The sequence below is a fragment of the Lentzea terrae genome (genome assembly GCF_003265345.1).
Taxonomy (GTDB): Bacteria; Actinomycetota; Actinomycetes; order Mycobacteriales; family Pseudonocardiaceae; genus Lentzea; species Lentzea terrae.
Map to the genome: position 1 here is coordinate 32,429 of NZ_QFWW01000019.1, position 22,001 is coordinate 54,429.

General features: G+C 67.7%; 22 protein-coding genes, 1 tRNA gene, 1 other RNA gene and 1 pseudogene. 16 read left to right on the plus strand and 9 right to left on the minus strand.

Annotation, left to right across the window (positions count from 1 at the left end):
• The first annotated feature begins 135 nt into the window (after positions 1–135).
• The 4 genes from ftsE to DI276_RS22035 are packed head-to-tail and all read left to right on the plus strand — an operon-like array spanning position 136 to position 3,101.
• Positions 136–825: a cell division ATP-binding protein FtsE gene (gene ftsE, locus DI276_RS22020; protein ID WP_030470385.1), complete on the plus strand. Its 690-nt coding sequence runs from the start codon at positions 136–138 to the stop codon at positions 823–825.
• Between the two features lie 39 nt (positions 826–864).
• Positions 865–1,767 carry a permease-like cell division protein FtsX gene (ftsX, locus tag DI276_RS22025; RefSeq protein WP_112266285.1) on the plus strand — a complete coding sequence of 301 codons (903 nt, stop codon included), beginning with the start codon at positions 865–867 and terminating at the stop codon, positions 1,765–1,767.
• A 30-nt stretch (positions 1,768–1,797) separates the two neighbouring features.
• The gene (smpB, locus tag DI276_RS22030) at positions 1,798–2,274 is read left to right on the plus strand and encodes an SsrA-binding protein SmpB (protein ID WP_112266288.1); all 477 of its coding nucleotides are present in this window, start codon (positions 1,798–1,800) and stop codon (positions 2,272–2,274) included.
• Positions 2,274–3,101, plus strand: coding sequence for an amidohydrolase family protein (locus tag DI276_RS22035; protein WP_112266290.1), 828 nt, complete (start codon positions 2,274–2,276; stop codon positions 3,099–3,101). Before smpB ends, DI276_RS22035 begins: the two co-directional genes overlap by 1 nt.
• Here the strand turns inward: DI276_RS22035 and DI276_RS22040 are convergent.
• Both DI276_RS22040 and DI276_RS22045 read right to left on the minus strand, forming a co-directional pair.
• Positions 3,086–3,727: a response regulator transcription factor gene (locus DI276_RS22040; RefSeq protein ID WP_030470389.1), complete on the minus strand. Its 642-nt coding sequence runs from the start codon at positions 3,725–3,727 to the stop codon at positions 3,086–3,088. The two genes, DI276_RS22035 and DI276_RS22040, sit on opposite strands and share 16 nt — an antisense overlap.
• Positions 3,715–4,953 (minus strand): sensor histidine kinase, encoded by a 1,239-nt coding sequence (locus DI276_RS22045; protein WP_408610568.1) that lies wholly within the window; start codon positions 4,951–4,953, stop codon positions 3,715–3,717. The genes DI276_RS22040 and DI276_RS22045 overlap by 13 nt, the downstream gene beginning before the upstream one ends.
• 121 nt (positions 4,954–5,074) lie before the next feature.
• Between DI276_RS22045 and ssrA the strand changes: the two genes are divergently transcribed.
• Both ssrA and DI276_RS22055 read left to right on the plus strand, forming a co-directional pair.
• Positions 5,075–5,447, plus strand: a transfer-messenger RNA (tmRNA) gene (ssrA, locus tag DI276_RS22050).
• 195 nt (positions 5,448–5,642) lie between these two features.
• Positions 5,643–6,449 (plus strand): NADP-dependent oxidoreductase, encoded by an 807-nt coding sequence (locus tag DI276_RS22055; RefSeq protein WP_112266292.1) that lies wholly within the window; start codon positions 5,643–5,645, stop codon positions 6,447–6,449.
• Here DI276_RS22055 and DI276_RS22060 read toward each other — a convergent pair.
• Positions 6,433–7,350, minus strand: a complete 918-nt coding sequence (locus DI276_RS22060) for a saccharopine dehydrogenase family protein (RefSeq protein WP_112266294.1) — start codon at positions 7,348–7,350, stop codon at positions 6,433–6,435. The two genes, DI276_RS22055 and DI276_RS22060, sit on opposite strands and share 17 nt — an antisense overlap.
• A 53-nt stretch (positions 7,351–7,403) precedes the next feature.
• Here DI276_RS22060 and DI276_RS22065 point away from each other — a divergent pair, with 53 nt between their 5' ends.
• From DI276_RS22065 to menC, 4 genes are read left to right on the plus strand one after another with little or no spacing between them, the layout of a single operon-like run.
• Positions 7,404–8,351, plus strand: a complete 948-nt coding sequence (locus tag DI276_RS22065) for a GlxA family transcriptional regulator (RefSeq protein ID WP_112266296.1) — start codon at positions 7,404–7,406, stop codon at positions 8,349–8,351.
• A gap of 25 nt (positions 8,352–8,376) precedes the next feature.
• Positions 8,377–9,789, plus strand: a complete 1,413-nt coding sequence (locus DI276_RS22070; RefSeq protein ID WP_112266298.1) for an amino acid permease — start codon at positions 8,377–8,379, stop codon at positions 9,787–9,789.
• Positions 9,779–10,486, plus strand: coding sequence for a hypothetical protein (locus tag DI276_RS22075; RefSeq protein ID WP_198680815.1), 708 nt, complete (start codon positions 9,779–9,781; stop codon positions 10,484–10,486). The genes DI276_RS22070 and DI276_RS22075 overlap by 11 nt, the downstream gene beginning before the upstream one ends.
• Positions 10,483–11,586: an o-succinylbenzoate synthase gene (menC, locus tag DI276_RS22080; RefSeq protein WP_112266300.1), complete on the plus strand. Its 1,104-nt coding sequence runs from the start codon at positions 10,483–10,485 to the stop codon at positions 11,584–11,586. Before DI276_RS22075 ends, menC begins: the two co-directional genes overlap by 4 nt.
• On the opposite strand, the gene DI276_RS22085 is transcribed toward menC, so the two are convergent.
• From DI276_RS22085 to hrpB, 3 genes are read right to left on the minus strand one after another with little or no spacing between them, the layout of a single operon-like run.
• The gene (locus DI276_RS22085) at positions 11,571–12,173 is read right to left on the minus strand and encodes an HD domain-containing protein (protein WP_112266302.1); all 603 of its coding nucleotides are present in this window, start codon (positions 12,171–12,173) and stop codon (positions 11,571–11,573) included. The genes menC and DI276_RS22085 overlap by 16 nt on opposite strands.
• Before the next feature lie 10 nt (positions 12,174–12,183).
• Positions 12,184–13,266 (minus strand): macrolide family glycosyltransferase, encoded by a 1,083-nt coding sequence (locus DI276_RS22090; protein ID WP_112266304.1) that lies wholly within the window; start codon positions 13,264–13,266, stop codon positions 12,184–12,186.
• Positions 13,267–13,323: 57 nt separating this feature from the next.
• Complete coding sequence (hrpB, locus tag DI276_RS22095; RefSeq protein WP_112266306.1) at positions 13,324–15,603, minus strand: ATP-dependent helicase HrpB; 2,280 nt, start codon at positions 15,601–15,603, stop codon at positions 13,324–13,326.
• Between the two features lie 101 nt (positions 15,604–15,704).
• On the opposite strand from hrpB, the gene DI276_RS22100 reads away from it, so the two are divergent.
• From DI276_RS22100 to DI276_RS22120, 5 genes are read left to right on the plus strand one after another with little or no spacing between them, the layout of a single operon-like run.
• The gene (locus DI276_RS22100; protein ID WP_157984865.1) at positions 15,705–16,031 is read left to right on the plus strand and encodes a glycosyltransferase family 2 protein; all 327 of its coding nucleotides are present in this window, start codon (positions 15,705–15,707) and stop codon (positions 16,029–16,031) included.
• The gene (locus DI276_RS22105) at positions 16,028–16,405 is read left to right on the plus strand and encodes a hypothetical protein (protein WP_112266310.1); all 378 of its coding nucleotides are present in this window, start codon (positions 16,028–16,030) and stop codon (positions 16,403–16,405) included. The genes DI276_RS22100 and DI276_RS22105 overlap by 4 nt, the downstream gene beginning before the upstream one ends.
• 4 nt (positions 16,406–16,409) lie before the next feature.
• On the plus strand, positions 16,410–17,207 hold the full coding sequence (locus DI276_RS22110) for a GNAT family N-acetyltransferase (protein WP_232836819.1): 798 nt from the start codon (positions 16,410–16,412) through the stop codon (positions 17,205–17,207).
• A 53-nt stretch (positions 17,208–17,260) separates the two neighbouring features.
• Positions 17,261–18,547: an MFS transporter gene (locus DI276_RS22115; protein WP_112266314.1), complete on the plus strand. Its 1,287-nt coding sequence runs from the start codon at positions 17,261–17,263 to the stop codon at positions 18,545–18,547.
• A 46-nt stretch (positions 18,548–18,593) separates the two neighbouring features.
• Entirely contained in the window at positions 18,594–19,379 is a 786-nt protein-coding gene (locus DI276_RS22120) for a DsbA family protein (protein ID WP_112266316.1), read from the plus strand.
• Here DI276_RS22120 and DI276_RS22125 read toward each other — a convergent pair.
• Positions 19,372–20,610 (minus strand): phenylacetate--CoA ligase family protein, encoded by a 1,239-nt coding sequence (locus tag DI276_RS22125; protein ID WP_232836820.1) that lies wholly within the window; start codon positions 20,608–20,610, stop codon positions 19,372–19,374. The two genes, DI276_RS22120 and DI276_RS22125, sit on opposite strands and share 8 nt — an antisense overlap.
• A gap of 123 nt (positions 20,611–20,733) precedes the next feature.
• Here DI276_RS22125 and DI276_RS22130 point away from each other — a divergent pair.
• Positions 20,734–20,806: transfer RNA gene (locus tag DI276_RS22130), tRNA-Ala, on the plus strand.
• 205 nt (positions 20,807–21,011) lie between these two features.
• Here DI276_RS22130 and DI276_RS50135 read toward each other — a convergent pair.
• Together DI276_RS50135 and DI276_RS52255 are read right to left on the minus strand one after the other, a co-directional pair.
• Positions 21,012–21,560: a tyrosine-type recombinase/integrase gene (locus DI276_RS50135; RefSeq protein ID WP_232836821.1), complete on the minus strand. Its 549-nt coding sequence runs from the start codon at positions 21,558–21,560 to the stop codon at positions 21,012–21,014.
• Positions 21,446–22,001, minus strand: a pseudogene (locus DI276_RS52255) (hypothetical protein); the annotation flags it as partial. The gene DI276_RS50135 and the pseudogene DI276_RS52255, both read right to left, overlap by 115 nt.

A 22,001-nucleotide genomic window follows, 5' to 3' on the forward strand; every position in this document is an offset into this window, starting at 1 on the left:
GGTCCGAACGTGCTCTTTTCGTCAGCCGACTGTGCCGCTCTGACCACGCCGTGTGGATGGTTTGCGCCGCCTTTCCGGGGTCTGAAGTTAACCGGAACGGGGGCTTTACCCCGGCCATGGGTAGACTCGCGCCTCGTGATTCGTCTCGAACACGTTTCCAAGGTCTACAAGACCTCCACGCGTCCTGCGCTCGACGACGTGTCCGTCGAGATGGAGAAGGGCGAGTTCGTCTTCCTGATCGGGCCGTCGGGCTCCGGCAAGTCGACGTTCCTGCGCCTGCTGCTGCGCGAAGAGGTGCCGACCAGGGGACGCGTCTACGTGTCCAACTTCGACGTCGCCAAGATGTCGCGGCGCAGGGTCCCCCGCCTGCGTCAGTCCATCGGCTGCGTGTTCCAGGACTTCCGTCTTCTGCCCACGAAGACGGTGGCGGAGAACGTCGCCTTCGCGCTCGAGGTCATCGGCAAGCCCCGCAACACCATCGTCAAGGTGGTGCCGGAGGTGCTGCAGCTGGTGGGCCTCGACGGCAAGGAGGACCGGTTCCCGACCGAGCTGTCCGGTGGTGAGCAGCAGCGCGTCGCGATCGCTCGTGCGTTCGTGAACCGGCCGCTGGTGCTGATCGCCGACGAGCCGACCGGAAACCTGGACCCCGACACGAGCCAGGACATCATGTTGCTGCTGGAGCGGATCAACCGCACCGGCACGACCGTCATCATGGCCACCCACGACCACGGCATCGTCGACTCGATGCGCCGCCGCGTCGTGGAGCTGTCGTACGGCAAGGTCGTCCGTGATGACGCGCGCGGCGTTTACGGCGTTGGCCGCTAAGCGCTCCTAACCCCCGACCCCCAAGGAACCCCGCCCCCGATGCGTACCAGCTTCGTGTTCAGCGAGGTCGTCACCGGACTTCGCCGGAACGTCACGATGACGATCGCGATGATCCTCACGACCGCCATCTCGCTCGGGCTGCTCGGCGGTGGCCTGCTCGTCGTCCGCATGGTCGACAAGATGCAGGCCAACTACGCGGGCAAGCTCGAGGTCTCCGTGCTGCTGACCAACGACGTCAGCGCCAACGACAAGGACTGCACCCAGCAGCCCTGCGCGGGTCTGCGTTCCCAGCTCGACCAGACCTCCGGCGTCAAGACCGTGGTGTTCCAGAACCGCGACGAGGGTTTCGAGCGCTTCAAGCGGATCTTCGAGGCGCAGCCCGAGCTGCTCAAGCTCGCGCGCCCCGAGGCGATCCCGGCGACGTTCCGCGTCAGCCTGGAGGACTCGGACCGCACCGACGTCATCAAGCAGGCCTTCGAGGGCAAGCCGGGCGTCAAGGGCGTCGACGACCAGGGCAAGTTCCTCGAGCGGTTCTTCGAGGGCCTCAACGGCCTGCGCGACGTCGCCCTGATCCTCGCGCTCATCCAGGCGTTCGCCGCACTGCTGCTGATCTCGAACACCATCCAGGTGTCGGCGTTCACCCGCCGCGTCGAGGTCGGCATCATGCGCCTGGTCGGTGCGACCCGGTGGTACACGCAGCTGCCGTTCCTCATCGAGGCGGTCGTCGCGGGCATCATCGGCGCGGTCTCCGCGGTCGCCGGCCTGGTGCTGTTCAAGGCGTTCTTCCTCGACCGGATCACCAGGAACCTCACCGAGTCGGGCATCATCCCGCCGATCGGGTACCTGGACATCCTGCTCGTGTCGCCGTGGCTGTTCCTCGTCGCGATCGTCATCTCGGCCACGACGGGCTACGTCACACTGCGTCTCTACGTGCGGCTTTAACGATTGGCGTGACCACGTAAAGTTGTCGCCATGGTCAAGGAACGCGGGCAGAAGGTCATCGCGTCGAACCGCAAGGCTCGGCACGACTGGGCCATTCTGGACACCTACGAGGCGGGCATTCAGCTCGTCGGCACCGAGGTGAAGAGCCTGCGCATGGGACGGGCGTCCCTCGTGGACGCCTTCGCCCAGGTCGACGACGGCGAGATCTGGTTGCACGCGCTGCACATCCCGGAGTACGTCGCGGGGACGTGGACGAACCACGACGTCCGGCGCAAGCGGAAGCTCTTGCTGCACAAGGCGGAGATCGAGCGGTTGATCGGCAAGACCAAGGAGTCCGGTCTGTCGCTCATCCCGCTGCAGATGTACTTCAAGGACGGCTACGTCAAGGTCGAGATCGCCCTCGCGAAGGGCAAGAAGGCCTACGACAAGCGTCAGGACATCGCGAAGCGCGACGCCAACCGCGAGATCGCCAAGGCGCACGGACGGGCGTTGAAGGGCCGTTACTGATGGCGTTGGTGGACGTCCACGTCCACTTCATGCCGCAGAACGTCCTGGACAAGGTCTGGGCGTACTTCGACCGCGTGCGCGAATCCGGTGTCGACTGGTTCATCCAGTACCGCACTGACGAGAACGCCCGGCTCACCGCACTGCGGGAGCTGGGCGTTTCGGCGTTCGCACCGCTCGTCTACCCGCACCGGCCCGGCATGGCGGAGTGGCTGAACGAGTGGGCAGCCGACTTCGCGGTCCGTGTCCCGGAGGCCGTGCCGACCGGCACCTTCTACGCGGAACCGGGTGCCGAGGCGTACGTGCGCAAGGCGCTGGAGGCCGGTGCGCGGTGTTTCAAGTCGCACGTCCAGGTCGGTGGCTACGACCCGCGTGACGAGCTGCTGGACGGCGTGTGGGGGCAGCTCGCGGAGGCCCGTGTGCCGGTCGTCGTGCACTGCGGCGACGGGCCGATCCCTGGCGAGTTCACCGGTCTCGGCGTTTTCGCCGGGGTGCTGCAGAAGCACCCGACGTTGACCGCGGTGATCGCGCACGCGGGGATGCCCGACTACTCAGGCGCGTTGGACCTGGTGGAGCGGTATTCGAACGTGCACGTCGACACCACGATGGTCGGGGTTCCGTTCACCGAGCAGATGGTGGCGCTGCCCGCCGGCTGGACGTCCAGGATCGCCGGCCTCGCGGACCGGGTCGTGCTGGGCACCGACTTCCCGAACATCCCGTACCCCTACGAGGTGCAGCTCGACGCCATCCGCTCGTGGGATCTCGGCGCCGCCGCCGAGCAGGCGATCCTGCACGACAACGGCGCTCGTCTGCTTCAGCTGTCGAGGTAAGCCAGCACGGCCCGCACCCGGCGGTGCTCGGAGTTCGACGGCTCCAGGCCGAGCTTGGCGAAGATGTTGCCGACGTGCTTCTCCACGGCGCCGTCGGACACCACGAGCGTGGCGGCGATGGCGGTGTTGGACAGTCCCTGCGCCATCAGCCCGAGCACCTCGCGTTCGCGGGGCGTCAACGAGTCGACGGGGCTCTTCTTGCTGCGCACCATGAGCTGCGTGATCACCTCGTGGTCGATGCTCGTGCCGCCGTCGGCGACCCTCCGCACCGCGTCGACGAACTCCTTCACGTCCGCGACCCGCTCCTTGAGCAGATAGCCGACCCCGCTGGCGCCGCCCGCGAGGAGCTCCACGGCGTAGCGCTCCTCGACGTACTGCGAGAGCACCAGCACCGGCAGCCCCGGATAGCGGCGGCGGCACTCGATGGCGGCCCGCAGTCCCTCGTCGGTGAACGTCGGTGGCATCCGCACGTCCACGACGCACAGGTCCGGCTTGTGCTCGGTCACGGCGTCGAGCAGCCCGTCGCCGTTCTCCACGGCCGCGACGGTTTCGATGCCCTCGTCGGCGAGCAACCGCTGCACGCCCTCCCTCAGCAGCACCGAGTCCTCGGCGATCACCACGCGCACGGCAACTCCGCTCGAATAACGGTCGGCCCACCAGTGGGGCTGACGACGACAACCACACCGTCGATCGTGGCAGCGCGGTCGGCCAGCCCGGCGAGCCCGCCGCCCGGCTTCAGCTCGGCGCCGCCCTGACCGTTGTCGGTGACCTCGACCAGCACGCCCGTCTCGACCCGGTTGACCTTCACGGTCGCCCTGGTGGCGTTGGAGTGCTTGGTGATGTTCGTGAGCGCCTCGCCGACGGTGAAGTACGCGGCGCTCTCCACTGCTGTCGGCGGCCGCGGGTCAACGTCGACGTTCAGCTCGACCTCGATCGGCACGCGTGCGGCCAACGCACTCAGTGCCGCGTCCAGGCCCCTGTCGCCGAGCACGGACGGGTAGATGCCCCGCGCCAGGTCGCGCAGCTCCCGGATGGCTTCCTTCGCGTCCGCGTGCGCCTCGGCGATGAGCAGCGCGGCGCCTTCCGGATCCGTGTCCATTTTGGACTTCGCCCGGCCCAGCCCCATGGCCACCGCGACAAGTCGCTGCTGCGCGCCGTCGTGCAGGTCGCGTTCGATCCGCCGGCGCTCGGCCTCGGCCGCCTCGACCCCGCGGGCGCGACTGGACTGCAGGCGCTCCGCCTCGATCGCGAGCTCGTCGGCACGCGTCGGCCCGAGCATGGCGCGGGCGAACCTGCCGTGCAGCGCGCCCATCCACTTCGTGCCCATGACCGCGAACGGGATCAGCGCCAGCCCGATCACCGCGACCGGCAGCGCCGAGTAGAAGGAGTTGATCGTCCAGAACTCGCCCACGATGACCGCGAACGGTGCGTCGTCGATCCAGAACGGCACGGCCACGAGCGCCGCCACGACCGACCACATGGCGATGAACGACGCGAACTCCAACGCGCCCAGCGGCACGAGCAGCGCCAGGTAGCCGAGGTCACGCCAGGTGGCGGGGTCGGTGAACTGGTGCTTCCACTTCTGCAGCGGCGTGCCGTCGATCTTCGGGCGGTACGGCCTGGGGATGTCCGTGCGCAACGCCACGCGCACCCACGCCCGCTCCAGCGACGCGCCCACACGCCCGGTGTTCATCGCGAGCCACAGGATCGGGAAGCCGATCCAGAGGATGGAGGTCGCGAGCCCGACCACGGTGAGAACGAAGGTGAGGGTGAACCAGAAGATGCCGGTCACCAGGTGGGTCAGCAGGTAGAACCCGGCTGCGAGCGCGTTCGGTTTCCTCATGCCGTCCATCGTGTCGTTCTCGCTGGTCAGGGACCATCTGGCTAGCTATGCGGTCCGGGGTGGGGACAGCCCTACCTGCCTCGGGAAGAACTCGGTGGCCGCCATCGTTATGCTATGCGTACCACTACAAGGGGGTGAACGGTTTCGACTGTGGACGTTGATTCAGGGGAAGCGTGCCGGTGCAGGCGAGAGACCACCGCAAGCGTCATCGCAAACCAATAAGCGCCGAGTCTAACGACAAGCGCGCGTTCGCTCTCGCCGCCTGAGGCGAGTAGCAACGCTGTCGGCCTAGGAGTGCCTTCGGCCTAGTTTCCGGCATCAGCTAGAGGGCTTACCAGCAGCTCCGGCCACGGGAGTTGTTCGGGACAATCACAGTGGCTGGGCCCGTCACACCAGCTCGTCCGCGTGACTGGTGGGGTCAAGCAAAGGCATAGCGGACTGCGCACGGAGAAGCCCTGATGAGCCGCCATAGGACCCGGGTTCGATTCCCGGCACCTCCACTCGGGTGAACTGTGCTCAGTGGCCCCCTCGGGGGCCACTTTTGCCAGCTCGTTCCGGGTGTTCATCTGGGGGGCGACCCCCAGACCCCCGCGGGTTCGGGCGCGGGGCGCCCTCACTAGTGGGTTTGGACGGCGAGTGCTCTGCGGAGCGCTCGCCGTTTTCGTTGGAGGCGGACGTTGTGAGTCTTGGGGGACTTGATGCGGGCTGTGCGTACGGCGGAGTTGCTGGTTGTGGACGTGCCCGAGGTTGTGGCCGGGCCGGGGGAGGTGCTGGTCAGGACGGTTGCGTCCAGCATCAACCCGGTCGACGACAAGACCAGGCAGGGCATCTTCGGTGAGGTCGCAGAACTCGGCTGGGATCTTGCCGGGGTCGTCGTCGAAGGTGCGGGGGAGTTCACACCCGGCGACCGGGTGGTGGCGATGTCCAACCAGCTCGCCAGTGGTCGCGGGACCTGGGCGGAGCTGGTGACACTGCCTGCGGACCTGGTCGCGCCGGCGCCGAAGGCGTGCAGTTTTGTGGAGGCGGCGACCTTGCCGTTGGCCGGGCTGACCGCGCTGCAGACGTTGGAGTGGCTCCAGCTCGAAGCGGGACAACGGCTCCTCGTCGCGGGCGCCGCCGGGGCGGTCGGTGACCTGGCGACGCAGCTGGCGAGGGCACGGGGCGTGCAGGTCGACACGTTGACGAGGGAAAACCAGGACATTGGGCGTGAGTACGACGCCGTGTTCGACACGTACGGCGCGTTCGTCGTCGACTCCGTGCGCAATGGCGGCAGGTACGCCTCGATCGCGTCGCAAGCCGGGCCGGTGCCGGAGAGGGCCGGTGTGCGGACCACGAACATCGAGGTTCGCGAGGACGGCGAGGGGCTGCGGGAGTTGGTGAAGCTCGTCGACGACGGCGTGCTGCAGGTGCGGGTCGACTCGACGTTTGCGGTTCGGGACGTTCAGGCCGCTCACGAGAGGTTTCGGCGCGGCGGCCTGAACGGCAAGGTCACGCTGCTGTTTTGAGGTGCTCGGCCAGTGCCCCCAGGAAGTCGCGGGCGTCGAACATCGCGCCTGCGGAGGCGACGCCGGTGACGTTGAAACGGCTCGTGAGCAGGCGTTCCACCGCCTCGACGGCCAGGGGCGCGCTCACGGCGTAGATGTCGCGGCCGGTGACGGTCAGACGGCGTTCTTCGCTGCCTCGGCGCACGCGGACGTCCACCTCGAACGTTTCCGGCTCCGCGCGTTCGGCGGCTTCGCTCAGGCCTTGAGCGGCCGTGGCCGACATGTAGGAGGTCACCGACGGGATCTGCAGGTGGCTGGGGATCGTGACGATGTCCGCCATCGAGAACTCGCCGATGACCTCACGCGGACCGCTCGGGAACTCCCACTCCGACGAAGGCAAAGCGTCGGAGTGGTACTGCAGCGCGCCGTCGCGGAACCGGACGCGCTGGCCACCACGGCGCTCGCGGGAGACCGTGCCGGCGGTGAGCGTGCCCGCCGTGGGCTGCCAGCCGGACAGGCCGTACGCGATGTGGGCCGAATCGGCCGAGGTCCAGTCGTCCATCGCGGCGGTGACCAGCAGGTCGGCCAGGCCGCCGAAGAACGCCATCGCGGGCACCACCGGGATCGAGGCGCCGCGGGCGAAGGTGTCGGCGTTCGCCTCGATCTCCGCGGCCACGTCGACGTACGGGATGCCGGCGCGTTCTGCGGCGGCGATCAGCGGCAGCGCGGTGACCGCGAACGGGCCGGCGGTGTTGATCACCGCGGCGGCGGCGGCGAGTGCCCGGTCCAGTGCGGCCGGGTCGTCCGCCGTTGCCTGGGCGCGGCCGAACGGCAGCCCTGAGAAGCCGCGCTTTTCCAGCTCTGCCAAGACGAATCGGCCCGTGGTTCCCGAAGCTCCGTACACCGCGATCTGGTATCCCATGTGGACCATCAAAGCCGCGAACCCGAAAACGAACTAGTGTCTGGAACGACACGATGCGTACAGTTTCGGACATGCTCGCCTTCGTCGTGACCGACGGGATGCTCCACTTCGAGCTGACCGCGACCTACGAGATCTTCACCGCCCCGCAACTCGACTACGAGGTCAAGGTCTGCGGTGAGAGGCCGGTGCGAGTCGGCCGGTTCACGCTGGAGCCGGATCTGGCCCTGGACCAGCTCGAACGCGCTGACACCGTCATCGTTCCGGCCATCGCGGACGTGGACCAGCCGATCGACGAGGAACTCGTACAAGCCGTCAAAGCAGCTCACAAGAGAGGCGCGCGGATCGTGTCGTTGTGCACGGGCGCGTTCGTGCTGGCGGAAGCCGGGCTGCTCGACGGGCTGAGGGCGACCACGCACTGGGCGCACACCGACGTGCTGGCCGAGCGGTATCCGAAAATTCAGGTCGACCCGGACGTGCTGTACGTCGACAACGGCCAGGTGCTGACGAGCGCCGGCAAGGCGGCGGCGATCGACCTGAGCCTGCACCTCATTCGCAGCGACCACGGCACCGCGACCGCCAACACCGCGGCGCGCCGGCTCGTCGTGCCGCCGCATCGGGACGGCGGGCAGGCGCAGTTCGTGCTCGCGCCCGTGCCGTCCGAGGAAGGTCATCCGCTGACCGAGCTGTTCGCCTGGGCGAGCAAGCGGCTCGACCAGCCGTTGACGGTCGAAGACCTGGCGCGCCAGGCGAACCTGAGCTCGCGTCACCTCGCCCGGCTGTTCAAAGCCGTGACGGGCACCACGCCGCTGCAGTGGCTGCACACCCAACGGATCAGGCGGGCTCAGGAACTGCTGGAGATGACCGACGACAGCGTGGATTTGATCGCCGAGGCGTCCGGCATGGGCACCGCCACGACGTTGCGCCGGCACTTCCACCGAACGGTCGGTGTGCCACCGGACACATACCGCCGCACGTTCCGCCCGGTTGGTGGCCGCCAATAACTGACTCACCGGTTAGGTTGGCCCGATGAGCAACGAACAGCGCATCGGGGCGCGGGTGTTGCGGCGCAAGCCGATCGACCAGCTGACTCACCCTGGCAGCGAGATGAAACGCACCCTGGGCGTCGGCCACCTCACGATGATCAGCATCGGTGCCACGCTCGGCACCGGCATCTTCGTCGTGCTGGGCGAGGCGGTGCCGCTCGCCGGTCCCGCCATCGTGGTGTCGTTCGTGCTCGCCGGCATCACCGCGTTGTTCTCCGCGCTGTCGTACGCCGAGCTCGCCGGCCTCATCCCCGCGTCCGGCTCGTCGTACTCCTACACCTACGCCACGCTCGGCGAGATCGTCGCGTGGGTGTGCGGCTGGTGTCTCGTGCTGGAGTACGGGGTCTCGGTCGCGGCGGTCGCGGTCGGGTGGGGGCAGTACGTCAACGAGCTGCTGCACCTGGTCACCGGCTTGCGGATTCCGGACGTGCTGAGCCAGCCGCCGGGTGCGGGTGGGATCGTCAACATCCCGGCCGTGCTGGTCGTGGTCATCTCGATGCTGGTGTTGCTGGGCGGTGCCAGGGGCAGTGCGCGCACGAACACGATCCTGGTGTGGGTGAAGGTCGGCGCGTTGCTGATGTTCTGCGCGGTTGCGTTCACCGCGTTCAAGGCGGGCAACCTGGCGCCGTTGTTCCCGTTGGGCCTTGCGGGCATGAGCGCCGGTGCGGCCACGTTGTTCTTCTCCTACATCGGCTTCGACGCCGCGTCGACCGCCGGCGAGGAGGCCAAGAACCCGCAGCGCGACCTGCCGCGCGCGATCATCCTGTCGCTGGTGGTGATCACCGCGCTGTACTGCGCGGTCGCGCTGGCCGCGGTGGGTGCGATGCCGTGGCAGTCGTTCGCGGGCACGGAAGCCGCGCTGAGCCGGGTGCTCACCGACAACGTCAGCGGCTCGATCTGGCCGATCCTGCTGTCGATCGGCGCGGTCGTGGCCACCACGTCCGTCGTGCTGACCGTCCTCTACGGACAGACGCGCATCCTGTACGCCATGTCGCGCGACGGGCTGGTGCCGTCGATCTTCGCGAAGCTCAGCCCGAAGACCGGTGTGCCGTTCGTGAACACGATCGTCGTCGGCCTGTTCATCGCGGTGCTCGCCGCGCTGGTGCCGTTGGGGTCGCTGGCCGACGCGACCAGCATCGGCACGCTCTTCGCGTTCGCGCTGGTCAACATCGCGGTGATCATCCTGCGGCGCACCGAACCCGACCGCCGGCGCAGCTTCCGGGTGCCGTTCTCGCCGGTCACGCCGTTGCTGGGGCTGGCGTTCTGCGTCTACATGATGTTCAGCCTCGGACTCGACACGTGGATCGCGTTCCTCGCCTGGATGGTGCTCGGGTTCGTCGTCTACTTCGGTTACAGCGTCCGGAAGGCCCGCCTTGCGGTTCCAAGTGATCTCTGACGTTCCCGGCATCGCCCGCGTCGCCGAGTACTACGCCGAGGTCTGGGAGACGACCGTGGACGTGCTGTCCACGGAGACGTTGCACTGCATCCGGCACGCGGGCGGCGCGACCATCGGGGCGTACGACGGCGACGAGCTGGTCGGTGCCACGACCGGCCTGTTCTGCCCGGACGGCTCGGTGTACTCGATGATCGCGGCGGCGCGGCCCGGCGTGGGACATCCGTTGAAGCTCGCGCAGAAGAACTGGGCGGTCGGCCTCGGTGCCAAGTCGATGCGCTGGACCTACGACCCGCTGGTGTCGCGCAACGCCCGGTTCAACCTGGTCAAGCTCGGCGCGGTGGTCACCGAGTACACGGTGGACTTCTACGGGCCGATGCGCGACGGCGTGAACGATGGCGATGAGAGCGATCGGCTGACCGTGCAGTGGGACCTCACACAGGCTCGCGAACCGCACGAGTCGGTGCCCGCGGGTGACGTCACCCGGACCGCGCCGGACGGGGAACCGTTGGCGCGCACCGACGGCGAGCGGATCTGGTGCCGGGTGCCGCGCGACATCGTGCAGGTGCGCAAGGAGTCCGCTGCGGTCGCGAAGCAGTGGCGAGAGGCCGTGCGGGGTGTGTTCGTCGACGCGTTCGAGCAGGGTTACGTGGCGACGTCGATGTCCCGTGAGGGCTGGTACGAGTTGGAGCACAAGTGAAGATCGAACGCGTAGAGCTGTTGCACGTCGCCATTCCGCTGGTGCAGTCGTTCCGCACGTCGTTCGGGACGATGACGACGAAGGACACGTTCCTGCTGCGGGTCGTGACGGACGTGGCGGAGGGCTGGTCGGAGTTCGCGGCCGACCCGGACCCGCAGTACTGCTCGGAGTTCGTCGCCGCCGCGGAGCTCGTGCTGGCCGACCACCTGGTGCCGCGGGTGACGCCGGAGGTCACCGCCGCCGAGGTGCGGCCGAGGACGCACGCGATCAAGGGGCACCGGCTCGCCAAGGCCGCGCTGGAGACCGCGGTCCTGGACGCCGAGCTGCGGTCGTACGGGATGCCCATCGGGACGTTCCTGGGCGCCACGGCCGAGCGCGTGCCGTCCGGGATCTCGGTCGGGATCAAGGACTCGATCCCGCAGTTGCTGCACGACGTCGAGCAGCACCTCGCCGACGGCTACGTCCGGATCAAGCTCAAGATCGAGCCGGGTTGGGACGTCGAACCGGTGCGGGCGGTGCGGGACCGCTTCGGCGACATCCCGCTGCAGGTGGACGCCAACACCGCGTACACGCTGGCCGACGCCGACCAGCTGCGCAAGCTCGACGAGTTCGAGCTGCTGCTGATCGAACAGCCGCTCGAGGAGGACGACCTGCGCGGGCACGCGTTGCTCGCCCAGCGGGTCCGCACGCCGATCTGCCTCGACGAGTCGATCGAGTCGGCCAGGGACGCGGCGACGGCCATCGCGATGGACGCGTGCCGGGTGATCAACATCAAGCCCGCCCGCGTCGGCGGCTACCTGGAGGCGCGCCGGATCCACGACGTCGCCGTCGCGCACGGGATTCCGGTGTGGTGCGGGGGAATGCTCGAGACCGGGATCGGCCGCGGGCCGAACCTGGCGCTCGCGGCGCTGCCCGGTTTCGTGCTGCCCGGCGACACCTCGGCGTCGCGGCGGTGGTTCGCGGAGGACATCACCGAGCCGTTCGAGCTCGACAACGGCTCCATCGCCGTGCCGACCGGGCCCGGCATCGGGGTCGAGCCGATCCCGGAGACGCTCAAGCGCTTCACGACCGCGACCCGCGTTCTCTACACCAACGACTGAAGCTCGCGCGCGAGGTTGATCCGCGCGGCGGCGTCCCACCGCTGCCGCGCGGGTTCGGTCACGAACAGGTCCTCGCGGTCGAGCAGGGTCTTCAGCACCCCGGCCCGGCCGGCCCGCCAGAGTTCGTCGTCGTAGCGCGCGTACTCCTGGCGCACGGCCTGGCTGTAGCGGTCGTAGTGCGCCGGTTCCGCGCCGAGGATGGCGAGGTCGGCGTCGAGCAGCACGTGCGCGAGCGGGTCGTCGGACGAGTGCTTGATCGTGGCCAGCACCAACGACTCCACCCGTGCGATGTGCTCTTCGTCCAGCCCGGCCAGGCGTTCCCGCGCCCAGGCGGCCGATGCGCGTTCGTCGTCGCCGGGGTTGCCGTCGTAGATCACGTCGTGCGCGCAGGCGGCCAACGTGAGAATCGCGCGTTCCTCCGGTGTGAAGGCGAACTCGTCGGCGAGTGCCCACGAGTCGCGGACGACGGACGCCACGTGGAAGGTGTTGTGATAGGTGCGGTGGGGCTCGGCGTAGCGCTCGACGAGATCACCCGCGTCCGGAGCGCCGCCCAGTGTGCGGACCGCGTCGTCCCAGATCCGTCTCACCGTGTCTCATTCATCGGGCCAGCTCCTCCTCGACGACGTCCGCGGCGAACGCGCTGCCGCCCGCCCGGTGAATCATCCGCTGCATGTCCTTGACCCGCGCGGAGATCGCGGAATCCGACATCAGCTGACTGACCAACGAGCGCACACCCTCCTCGGTCACGGTGTCGAGCAGGACGCCGAGCCCGAGCTCCTCGACGCGCTGGCCGTTGAGGCGCTGGTCGGTCATGCGCGGCACGACGATCATGGGAACGCCGTGGTGCAGCGCCTCCATCACGCCGGCCAGGCCGCCGTGCGTGATGAAAACGCCGGCGTGCTGGAGAACGGCGAGCTGGGGGACGTTGTCGTGCACCTCGACGTTCGGTGCCGGCTTTTTGACTTTGCCCGTTGTGACAAGGTGCCAGGGCATTCCGCGGGCCGCGTCGGCGCACGTTTGCGCGTCGATCGTCGCGAGCACCACGGGTTTGTCACCCGGCGGCGTCCACGTGCCCTGGAACTCGCGGTCGGTCAGGCACGGGCCGGTGAAGGCGAACCGCTCGTCGAACGTGTCGCCCTCCGGCTGGAACTCCCTGGCGAACAGGGCGATCCTGCGCCGCGCACCCGCGACGAACTCCGGCAGCGAGCAGCCGACGAACCCCTGCACCCTGGTGAAGAACCGGATGGCCTCGACGTCGAACGTCCGCGCGGGCACGACGGCCGCGCCGAGCGACCAGTGCGAGTTGCTGGTCAACAGGCTATCCAGCAGCAGGTTCGGCACGTCGAGCCGGCGTGCGATCACCCCGCCGGCCCAGGCCGCGATGTCCCACAGCACGAGGTCCGGCGGGTCCTGCCGAAACGCGTCCTCGACCTGCGGCAACGTCGACTCGGCCTCGGTGAGCGCGAGCTGCGCCGCCTCGTAGAGCGACTCCGGCAGCCGGGCGGGAAGCGTTGTCCGGTACCGGATCGCGGTCGCGCCGCAGTCGGTCACGGCCGCGGTGAACGGGGCGGGCACCGGGCAGGTCACCCGGTGGCCGCGGCGCACGAGCTCAGCGATCAGCCCGAGCGCCGGCAGGACGTGTCCGCGCTCGGGCATGAGGAAGATCGCGATGTGCGCCATAGCTGAGATTAACGTTGTTCGATTCCTAATGGTTCAAGCCGGCGGCAACGAATGGACTCAAGTTCCCTTGCTGTACGGCCGTTCGGGCCAGTGGTGCTTGGGGTACCTGCCCTTCAGCTCACTGCGCACGCGCAGGTACCCGTTGCGCCAGAAGGACCGGAGATCGCTGGTCACGGCGGTGGGACGGCCCGCGGGGGAGAGCAGGTGCACCACCACCGGAACTCCGGCGATCTGCGGCGTGTCGGCCCACTTCATGGCGTCCTGGATGCGGACGTAGAGGGCCGGCTGGTCCTGGGTGTAGTCGACCTTGCCCTGGCCGATGCGTTCCGGAGCGAGCTTGTCGAACTCCGCTGCCTCTGGCCACGGCAGCAGGTTTCGCAGCAGTGTCGTTGTGTCGATCTTGGCCAGGTCGGAGCGCTTCTTGGCTTTGCCGAGGTCGATTGATCGGATCAGGTTCTCGTCGTCGACGCTCGGCCAGTCGCGGGTCCGGTGCAGGAACGCCATGCGTTCGCGCAAGCGTTTGGCAGCGTCGGTCCACTTGAGCAGACCGAGGCCTTCGGCTTCCAGGCCCATCCGGAGTGCCTGCTGCGACTTGGCGAGGTCGTTGAGCGGGCGTTCGTCGAGCGTGATCGCGCCGAGCTTGCGGACGCTGTTCGCGATGACGTCGCCGTTCCAGCGGATGTCGTCTTCGGTGTGCACGAGGGCCGCGGCGGCGGTGACGGCGAGCTCTTCGTCGGCAGGGGCGGCGAGGCGGATGCGGCCGTGCTTGCTGCCCGGCTCGCGGTCGGCGATCGCGACCGCCAGCCACTTGGCCTGCGAGTCGGTGTGCTCGACGGCCGTGCCGTTGGCCATCAGGTAGACGTTGCTGTTCTTGGACCGGCGTTTCGCCAGCCGTTCCGGATAGGCGAGCGCGACGACGAGCGCCGCGTCGCCGTTGCCGTCCGGGTTGCTGCCGAGCTTCTCCAGCTTCTTGGCTTCCTTGCGCCACTTGCCTGGCGACTTCAGCGCGGTCGCGAGGTCGTTGGTGGCGGGGTGTGAGCTGTCGTCGAGCAGTGCCACGACTTCGGCTGCCGTGCGGTTGCCTGCTCGTTCGCTGCCGTCGATGAGGGCGCGGCCGAGCCTGGGGTGCAGGCCGACGTTCGCGATGCGGTCGCGGCGGTCCTCGTCGAGCGCGCCGATGGCGTTGAGGGTTTCCCTGGCGGCTTTGAGCGCGCCCTCCGGCGGGGCGTCCCACCAGTTCAGGCCGCTGCCGTCCGGGGTGCCCCAGACCGCGAGCTCGAGGGCGAGCCTGGTCAGGTCGGCCGTTCTGATCTCGGGTTCCGGGTAGCGGGGGAGCGTCGAGTGCTCGTGTTCCGGCCAGCAGCGGTAGACGCGGCCGGGGGCTTCGCGGCCGGCTCGTCCGGCGCGTTGCTCCGCCACGGCCTGGGAGACGCGGATCGTCGTGAGACCGGCGAGTCCTCTTCTGTGGTCCACGCGCGGTACTCGGGCCAGGCCTGCGTCGACGACCGCGCGGACGCCCGGCACGGTCAGGCTGGACTCGGCGATGCTGGTGGCGAGCACGACGCGTTGGTGCTGACCGGGTTTGAGGGCCGCGTCCTGGGTCTGGGCGTTCAGCTGGCCGTGCAGGATCACGGTTTCCGCGTTGAGGAGGCTCGCGGTGCGGTTGATCTCCTTGACGCCGGGCAGGAACGCGAGCACGTCGCCGTCCACTTCGGACAACGCCCTGTTGATCGCCCTGGCGACGGTGTTCTCGATGTGCTCGTTGCGCACGGGTGGGACGTAGGTGATCTCCGTCGGGTACATGCGCGACTCGGTGTGCAGGACCGGGGCGTTGAGCAGGTCGGAGAGTCGTTGTGCGGCAACGGTTGCACTAGTTGCGAGGAGTTTGAGGTCCGGGCGCAGGCCTGCTTTGGCGTCCAGCAGGAGCGTGAGCAGCAGGTCGGCGTCGAGGTGGCGTTCGTGGCACTCGTCGAGCAGCACCGTGCCGACGCCCTTCAGCTCCTGGTCGTGCTGGAGCCTGCGCACCAGGAGGCCGCTGGTCACGACCTCGATGCGGGTGTGCCTGCTCGTCTTGCGGTCGCCGCGGACCGAGTAGCCGACCGTGTGGCCCACGGGTTCGCCGAGGAGGCTCGCCATGCGTGCGGCGGCTGCTCTGGCGGCGATCCTGCGTGGCTCGGCGACGACGACTGTGCCGTTGAGTTTGCCGTTGAGGGCCAGCGGGACGAGGGTCGTCTTGCCGGTGCCCGGCGGGGCGACGAGCACGGCTGATCCGTGGTCGTCGAGGGTCTTGAGAAGTTCCGGGAGAACGGACTTCACCGGGAGATCGGGCAGGTGCACACCGTTGAGTGTGTCAGGGTGGAGATATGGGGATGCTTGGCGTGCTATCTGGGGCCGTGTCGGTGTTGCGATCCGCACGGACCGTGACGCAGTGGCAGCACGTGGCTGACTTGTCTGCTTCGTCGAAGACGGCTTCCGTGCTGGCTGTCGTGCCTGCGCGGAACGAGGAAGCGACCTTGCCGTCGTTGCTGTCCGGGTTGGTCGGTCAGCCCGGTGTTCGTGTCGTGGTGGTGGACGACAGTTCTGCGGACGCGACTGCTCTTGTCGCCCGTTCCGGTGGAGCCGAGGTGATCGAGTCGTCCGGTCCCGATTTTGGGTGGGCCGGGAAGACGCACGCGATGCACCTGGGGGTGCATGCCGCTCAGGACGAGGAGTGGCTGCTGTTCATGGACGCGGACGTGACCTGCACGCCCGACCTGGCGGGGTGACGCGGTTCGTCGACGCTTCGGCGCTGCTGACCACCTCGGGACTGGATTCGTTTGGTGATACGTGGCGGTCGTTGCGCAAGAGCATCCAACCGTCGATGCGGGAGATGTTCGGGCCGTGGGGGCGCGTGTTGTTGGTGGTCGCGGGGCTGCTGCATCTCGCGTACGGGCTGATTCCGGTGCTGCGGTGGCGGTCGCCGTGGTCGTGGCTGGCGTGGTTCGCGCAGGCCGTTTCGCATCGCGAGTTCGTGCGCCGAGTCGGGCAGCCGGAGATCTCGGCTGTGCTGGCGCCGCTGTCGTGGGCGACGATCGGGGTGTTCCTGCTGGACTGCGCGCTGCGTCCAGGTGCCTCGTGGAAGGGCCGTCGAGTTGGTTGACCCGTTGCGCGATCCGGACGACCCGGAGTTGCTGGACCCGTACCAGGCGCGTGACCTGGCCATTCTGGTCGAGGGCGCGCGGCTCGCGTCCGGGGCGGTGCGGTACGGCAAGGTCGGGCGGGTCGGCTGTGCGGCGGTGGTGATCAACCGCGAGAACCCGCTGCCGTCCGGGAACTTCGGCTGTGCGCTGGACGGGTCGTCGGTCGAGGTCGCGTCGACGTTGCTGCAGCTCGAGCAGACGTTCGCGGACGTCGGGCGGGCCGAGGCCGTGGTGTACGCGTCGCCGACGACCGTGGACGAGATCGAGGGGATCGCCGACGACTCCGGCTGGTACGCGGTCGAGGAGCTGTTGACCGTGGTTCATCGCGAGTCTGCTGTTGTGTCGGAGGGTGTCCGGCGGGCCGGCGATCTTGATTTGGAGGGCATCGTCGACCTGCTGTCCGACGAGTTGGTCGGCAACCGGGCGCGGTTGGCTCGGTGGCTCGGGCATCGACTGGACGATCCGCGTTGTTTGTTGATGGTGGTGGACGACGGCGACCGGATCGGCGGATTCGTGTCGGGGTTCGCCGAGCGCGGTGTGGGATTGGTCGAGCAGTGCGTCGTACGTCCGGCGCGGCGTCGTCGGGGCGTTGGGCGGTCGTTGGTGGTGTCTGCTGCTGCGGCCCTGCGATCTGCCGGGGCGATGTTGGTCGCTTCGCAGGTGGACGAGGGTCCGGGGGAGCGGTTCGCCGAGGCGTGCGGGTTCTCTGCCGCATATCCGGTGACGGCATATGTACGCAGAGTTGATGAGCTACTCGACTGAGTTATTTAGTTGCCGCGTGACATATCCTTAGCAGGGCTAAGGGAGGCTTCGGGGTGCGCGAGCGGTTACCGGTCGAGGTTTGGGTTCTGGTCGCGGCGAGCTTCATCATCGCCATCGGGTTCGGGATCGTGGCGCCGGTGCTGCCGGTGTACGCGGCGTCGTTCGGTGTCGGCCACACCGCTGTCGCGGCTCTGATCAGCACCTTTGCGTTCGTGCGGCTGGCGTTCGCGCCGATGAGCGGCAAGCTCGTCAACAAGTTCGGCGAGCCGCACGTCTACATCGTCGGCATCCTCATCGTGGCCGCCGGCACCGCGATGTCCGGCTTCTCGTCGAGCTACCCCGAGATGCTGGGGTGGCGCGCGTTGGCCGGCATCGGGTCGACGATGTTCACGGTGGCCGCGCTGGGCCTGTTGATCCGCATCACCCCGGCGCCGATGCGCGGGCGGGCGTCCGGGATGTGGGCGGCGGGCTTCCTCGTCGGCAACGTGTGCGGACCGATCGTCGGTGCCGGCCTCGTGCCGTTCGGCGTGTGGGTGCCGTTCGTGTCGTACGGCGTGCTGCTGTGCATCGCGGCGTTCGTGGTCTGGTTCTTCCTGCGTCGCTCGACTCTCGCTGCGTTGGACAGGACCAACACCGACGTGCCGATGACGGTTCGTGAGGCCTTTCGGCACCGTGCCTACCGGGCTGCGCTGGCGTCCGGGTTCGCGAACGGCTGGGCCGTGTTCGGCGTGCGGATCTCGTTGGTGCCGGTGTTCGTCATCGAGGCGTTGAACCACAGCGCGGCCGTGGCGGGCATCTCGATGTCGGTGTTCGCGGCCGGCAACGCGGCGTTGCTGTTCCTGTCCGGCAAGATCGCAGACACCCGCGGCCGCAAGCCCGTCGCCGTGGCCGGCCTGATCGTGAGCGGTCTCGCGACGATCTGGATGGGCTTCACCGGTGACATGTGGACGTTCATGGCCGCGTCGCTGGTCGCGGGCATGGGCGCCGGTCTGCTGAACCCGCCGCAGAACGCCGTCGTGGCCGACGTGATCGGGGCCAAGGGCAAGGGTGGCCCGGTGCTCGCGGGTTTCCAGATGGTGACCGACCTGGGCGCGATCATCGGCCCGATGTGCGCGGGCCTGCTGGCCGACTCGTTCGGCTTCGAAGCCTCGTTCGCGATCACCGGCGCCTCGCTGTTGCTGGCCGTCGGCTTCTGGTTCGTCGCCCCCGAGACCCTGCCCACACATGAGGAAGAGCACACTGCTTCTTCTGTTGCGCCGGAGTGCGGCTGTCTCGACGAGAGCGCCGAGATCCCGACCGGCGAGCGCGTGGGCGGCAAGCCGCGCCACCCGGAAGCGTGATCGTCCGCTCAGCTTTCTTTTAGTTTGTGTCGCTACCCTCGTCGCCGTGGGTGGTGCAGAGCGCAGTGCGCGGAAGAAGAAGCAGGCCGCGCGTGCGGTGGCCCAGGCTCGTACGTCGTCGGGTTCCGATCGAACGAAGGTGCTCGCCGGTATCGCCGTCGTAGCGGTTTTGGCCGTCGCGGTCATCGGCTACGTCGTGTTCCAGCAGATGAAGCCTTCGTCGTCCGGCAACGAGGCGATTCCGCTGGCCCCGGCCGACCACACGATCTCGGCGCCCGCGGTCCGCGACGGCAACACCGTGCTGGTGGGCAAGGACACCGCCTCGGTGACCGTGGACGTGTACGAGGACTTCCTGTGCCCGATCTGCGGCACGTTCGAGAAGACCTACGGTGCTTCGATCAAGCAGGCCGTGGACGACGGCAAGGTCAAGGTCCGCTACCACATCCTGCCGATGCTGAACAGCAAGTCGGACCCGCCGGGCTACTCGACCGACTCGGCCAACGCGGCCCTGTGCGTCGCCGACGACGGCAAGTTCAACGCCTTCCACGCGGCGCTGTTCGCCAAGCAGCCGGAAGAAGGCGACGCGGGCTACACCAAGGACCAGCTCATCAAGCTGGGCAAGGACGTCGGCGTCACGTCGTCGACTTTCGAGTCCTGCGTGCAGAACCAGACCTACAAGACGCAGCTGGACGAGCTGATGTCCAAGACCAGCAACGACCCGGTGGTGCGCGACCCCGAAACGGGCCGTTTCCGCGGCACGCCCAGCGTCGCCTCCGGTGGCAAGCTCGTCGACCTGGACAACAAGAACTGGCTCTCCGACCTGACTAAGTGAGTCCGTCGATCGGCGCCTGGCCCTGAGTCCATCGGGCCAGGCGCTGTGCTTTTCCTTGTTCCGTGCGCGGCAGCTTTCCGGGCTCCAGGACGTGGACCTGGCACGTGATGCCGAGTCGTTCCTTGAGCTTGTTGGTCAGCGTGTCCTTGATGTCCTGTGTGGACTCAACGGCCACGTGCAGCTGTGCGGTGGAGGCCCGGCGGTCTTCGACGATCAGGTAGTGCGGGCTCGCGAGCTCCAGCACGACCGCCTCGATCTCCGTCGGGAACACGTTCACCCCGCGGATGACGAGCATGTCGTCCTTGCGGCCCTTGAGCTTGCTCATCCGTGTGAGCGTCCGCCGGCCTGCTGGTCCGTGCAGGCTCGCCACGTCGCCCGTGCGGTACCTCAACAGCGGCATACCCGTCTTGGTGAGCGTGGTGAAGATCAGCTCTTGGTCTTCGGTCTCCGGGTAGAAGTGGTCCTCGGCGATGTTGAGAAGCCCTTCCGAGTCAAGGGATTCACACGCCACACCGGGACCGATCACTTCGGACAGTCCGTAGATGTCCAATGCCTTGATCTGAAGCCGCTGCTGGATCTCCTCGCGCATCTCCTCGGTCCACGGCTCGGCGCCGAAGATGCCGACCTCGATGCTGTTCTCTCCGAGGTCTTCCGCAAGCCGCAGCGCATACGACGGCGTGCAGCACAGGACGTCCGGCTTCAGGTCCTCGATGAGCCTGATCTGCCGCTCGGTCATACCACCGGACATGGGAACGACCGTGGCCTTCAACCTCAGCCCGCCGTGGTGCACCCCGAGCCCACCCGTGAAAAGCCCGTAGCCGTAAGCGTTGTGGATGACCGACCGCTCCGTGGCCCCAGCACCCTTGAGCGCCCTGGCCATGACCTCGGCCCAGATCTCGACGTCGTTGGCGGTGTACGGAACGAGCGTCGGCCGGCCACCGGTCCCCGAACTCCCGTGCACGCACACGACGTCTTCCTGTGGGGCGATCTGCAGCCCGAACGGGTAGTGGTCCCACAGGTCCTGCTTGCTGATCGTCGGCAACAAGTGGATCTCGTCGAGCGTGACATCTGTGCCGCGCGTCACTCCAACTTCCCTGAGCCTCTCGCCCTGGAAGTTGTCGGTGCTGAGCAGCCTGTCGACAAGGCCCCGCAGCCGCTGTTCCTGCAGCTCGCGACGGGCCTCGGGGTCCATGCACTCGATCTTGGGGTCGAACGGCGCTCCGGCGGTCATTACCCGGTCCTACCAGCCCGAATGCGGTTTGGATACCCCCGATTTTTATCTCCTGGACCTCTTGATGTACGGTATTGCCACACGAGAACGACAGGGAAACCTGCCGGGAACGTGGACCTTCAAGGGGCTGTGGCGCAGCTGGTAGCGCATCACACTGGCAGTGTGAGGGTCAGGGGTTCGAGTCCCCTCAGCTCCACAAGTTGTAGAACCCGTCTGATCTAGCGGTTACCGCAGTTCAGGCGGGTTCTTTGCTGTTCACGGGTGAGCACCTCTTGATCGTTTTGTGCTGCTCTGGTGGAGAGGTTCTGGAGCAGTTTTCTCCAGGAAGATCGGTTTCTGGGGCGGTGGCCTGCGTAGATGTGGTGTCCCTCTTGCTAACGGGGTGAGGGTCGCCGTGTTGGTTATGCGGCAACGGGGCCGGAGAGTCGCCGTGTGGCCGGTTCTGGCGCTATGGGGTGTGCTTTGACGGCTGCTTTGGCTCTGTGCCAGCGCCGTTGCAGGTTGTTGAGGAGTCGTTGTTCGACTTCGGGTGCGACGTGGGAGTAGACCTCGGTGACACGGTTGGGTAGATGGTGTCCGAGGCGTCGTGCTTGGGCGATCTCGGGTGCGCCATCGGCGATGAGCCAGGTCTTGTGGCTGTGCCGTAGCCCGTGGAATGTCAGGCCGGGTCGGACAGGCACGGTGCGGATTCCCTTATGAGGCCGGTCTTCGTTGCCGTTGACGGCTGGTTTGAGGATCCGTTGGGTGAAGGTGCTGCGCCACAACCAGTTTCCGCCGTCCGCGGTGAACACGAACTCGTTGTCGTGCTGTTTGAGGTAGTCGCGCAACAGCTTGATCAGGAAGGGTGGCAGCGTGATGACGCGGGCTGAGGATGTGGTCTTGGGGTTGCCAAGCCATTGTTTGTGGGCGCTCTCGTGCAGGGCGCCGACGCGTGGGTCGATGACGAGGATGCCGCGGTTGAGGTCGAGGTTGTCGCGGTGTAGTCCGTGAGCTCGCCCCAGCGGCACCCGGTCCAGGCGGCGGTGATGATCAGCAGTTTGGCGGTGTCGCCGCCGAGTGCTTGGGCTTGGTCGGCGATGCGGAGTACTTCGTCTGGTGTGGCCCAGACGCGTTCGCGTTGGATGCGGTGGCTGCGTCGTCCGCGGTGGCTGCGTCGTCCGCGGCGTCTGCGTCGGTGGACGGGGTTGGCTGGGATGAGGCCTTCGTCGGCGGCGTCGGTGAGGATCATTGACAGGAGTTTGACGATGCCGGCGATGGTGGAGTTGGCGTAGCCGAGCGCGTGGAGGTCGGCGATCCACTTGTTGACGCCGAGCGCGGTGATCGCGTTGACGGGTGTGCTGCCCCAGCGCAGGAGGATGTGGCGGCGGAGCATGCTGCGGTAGTTGTCGATT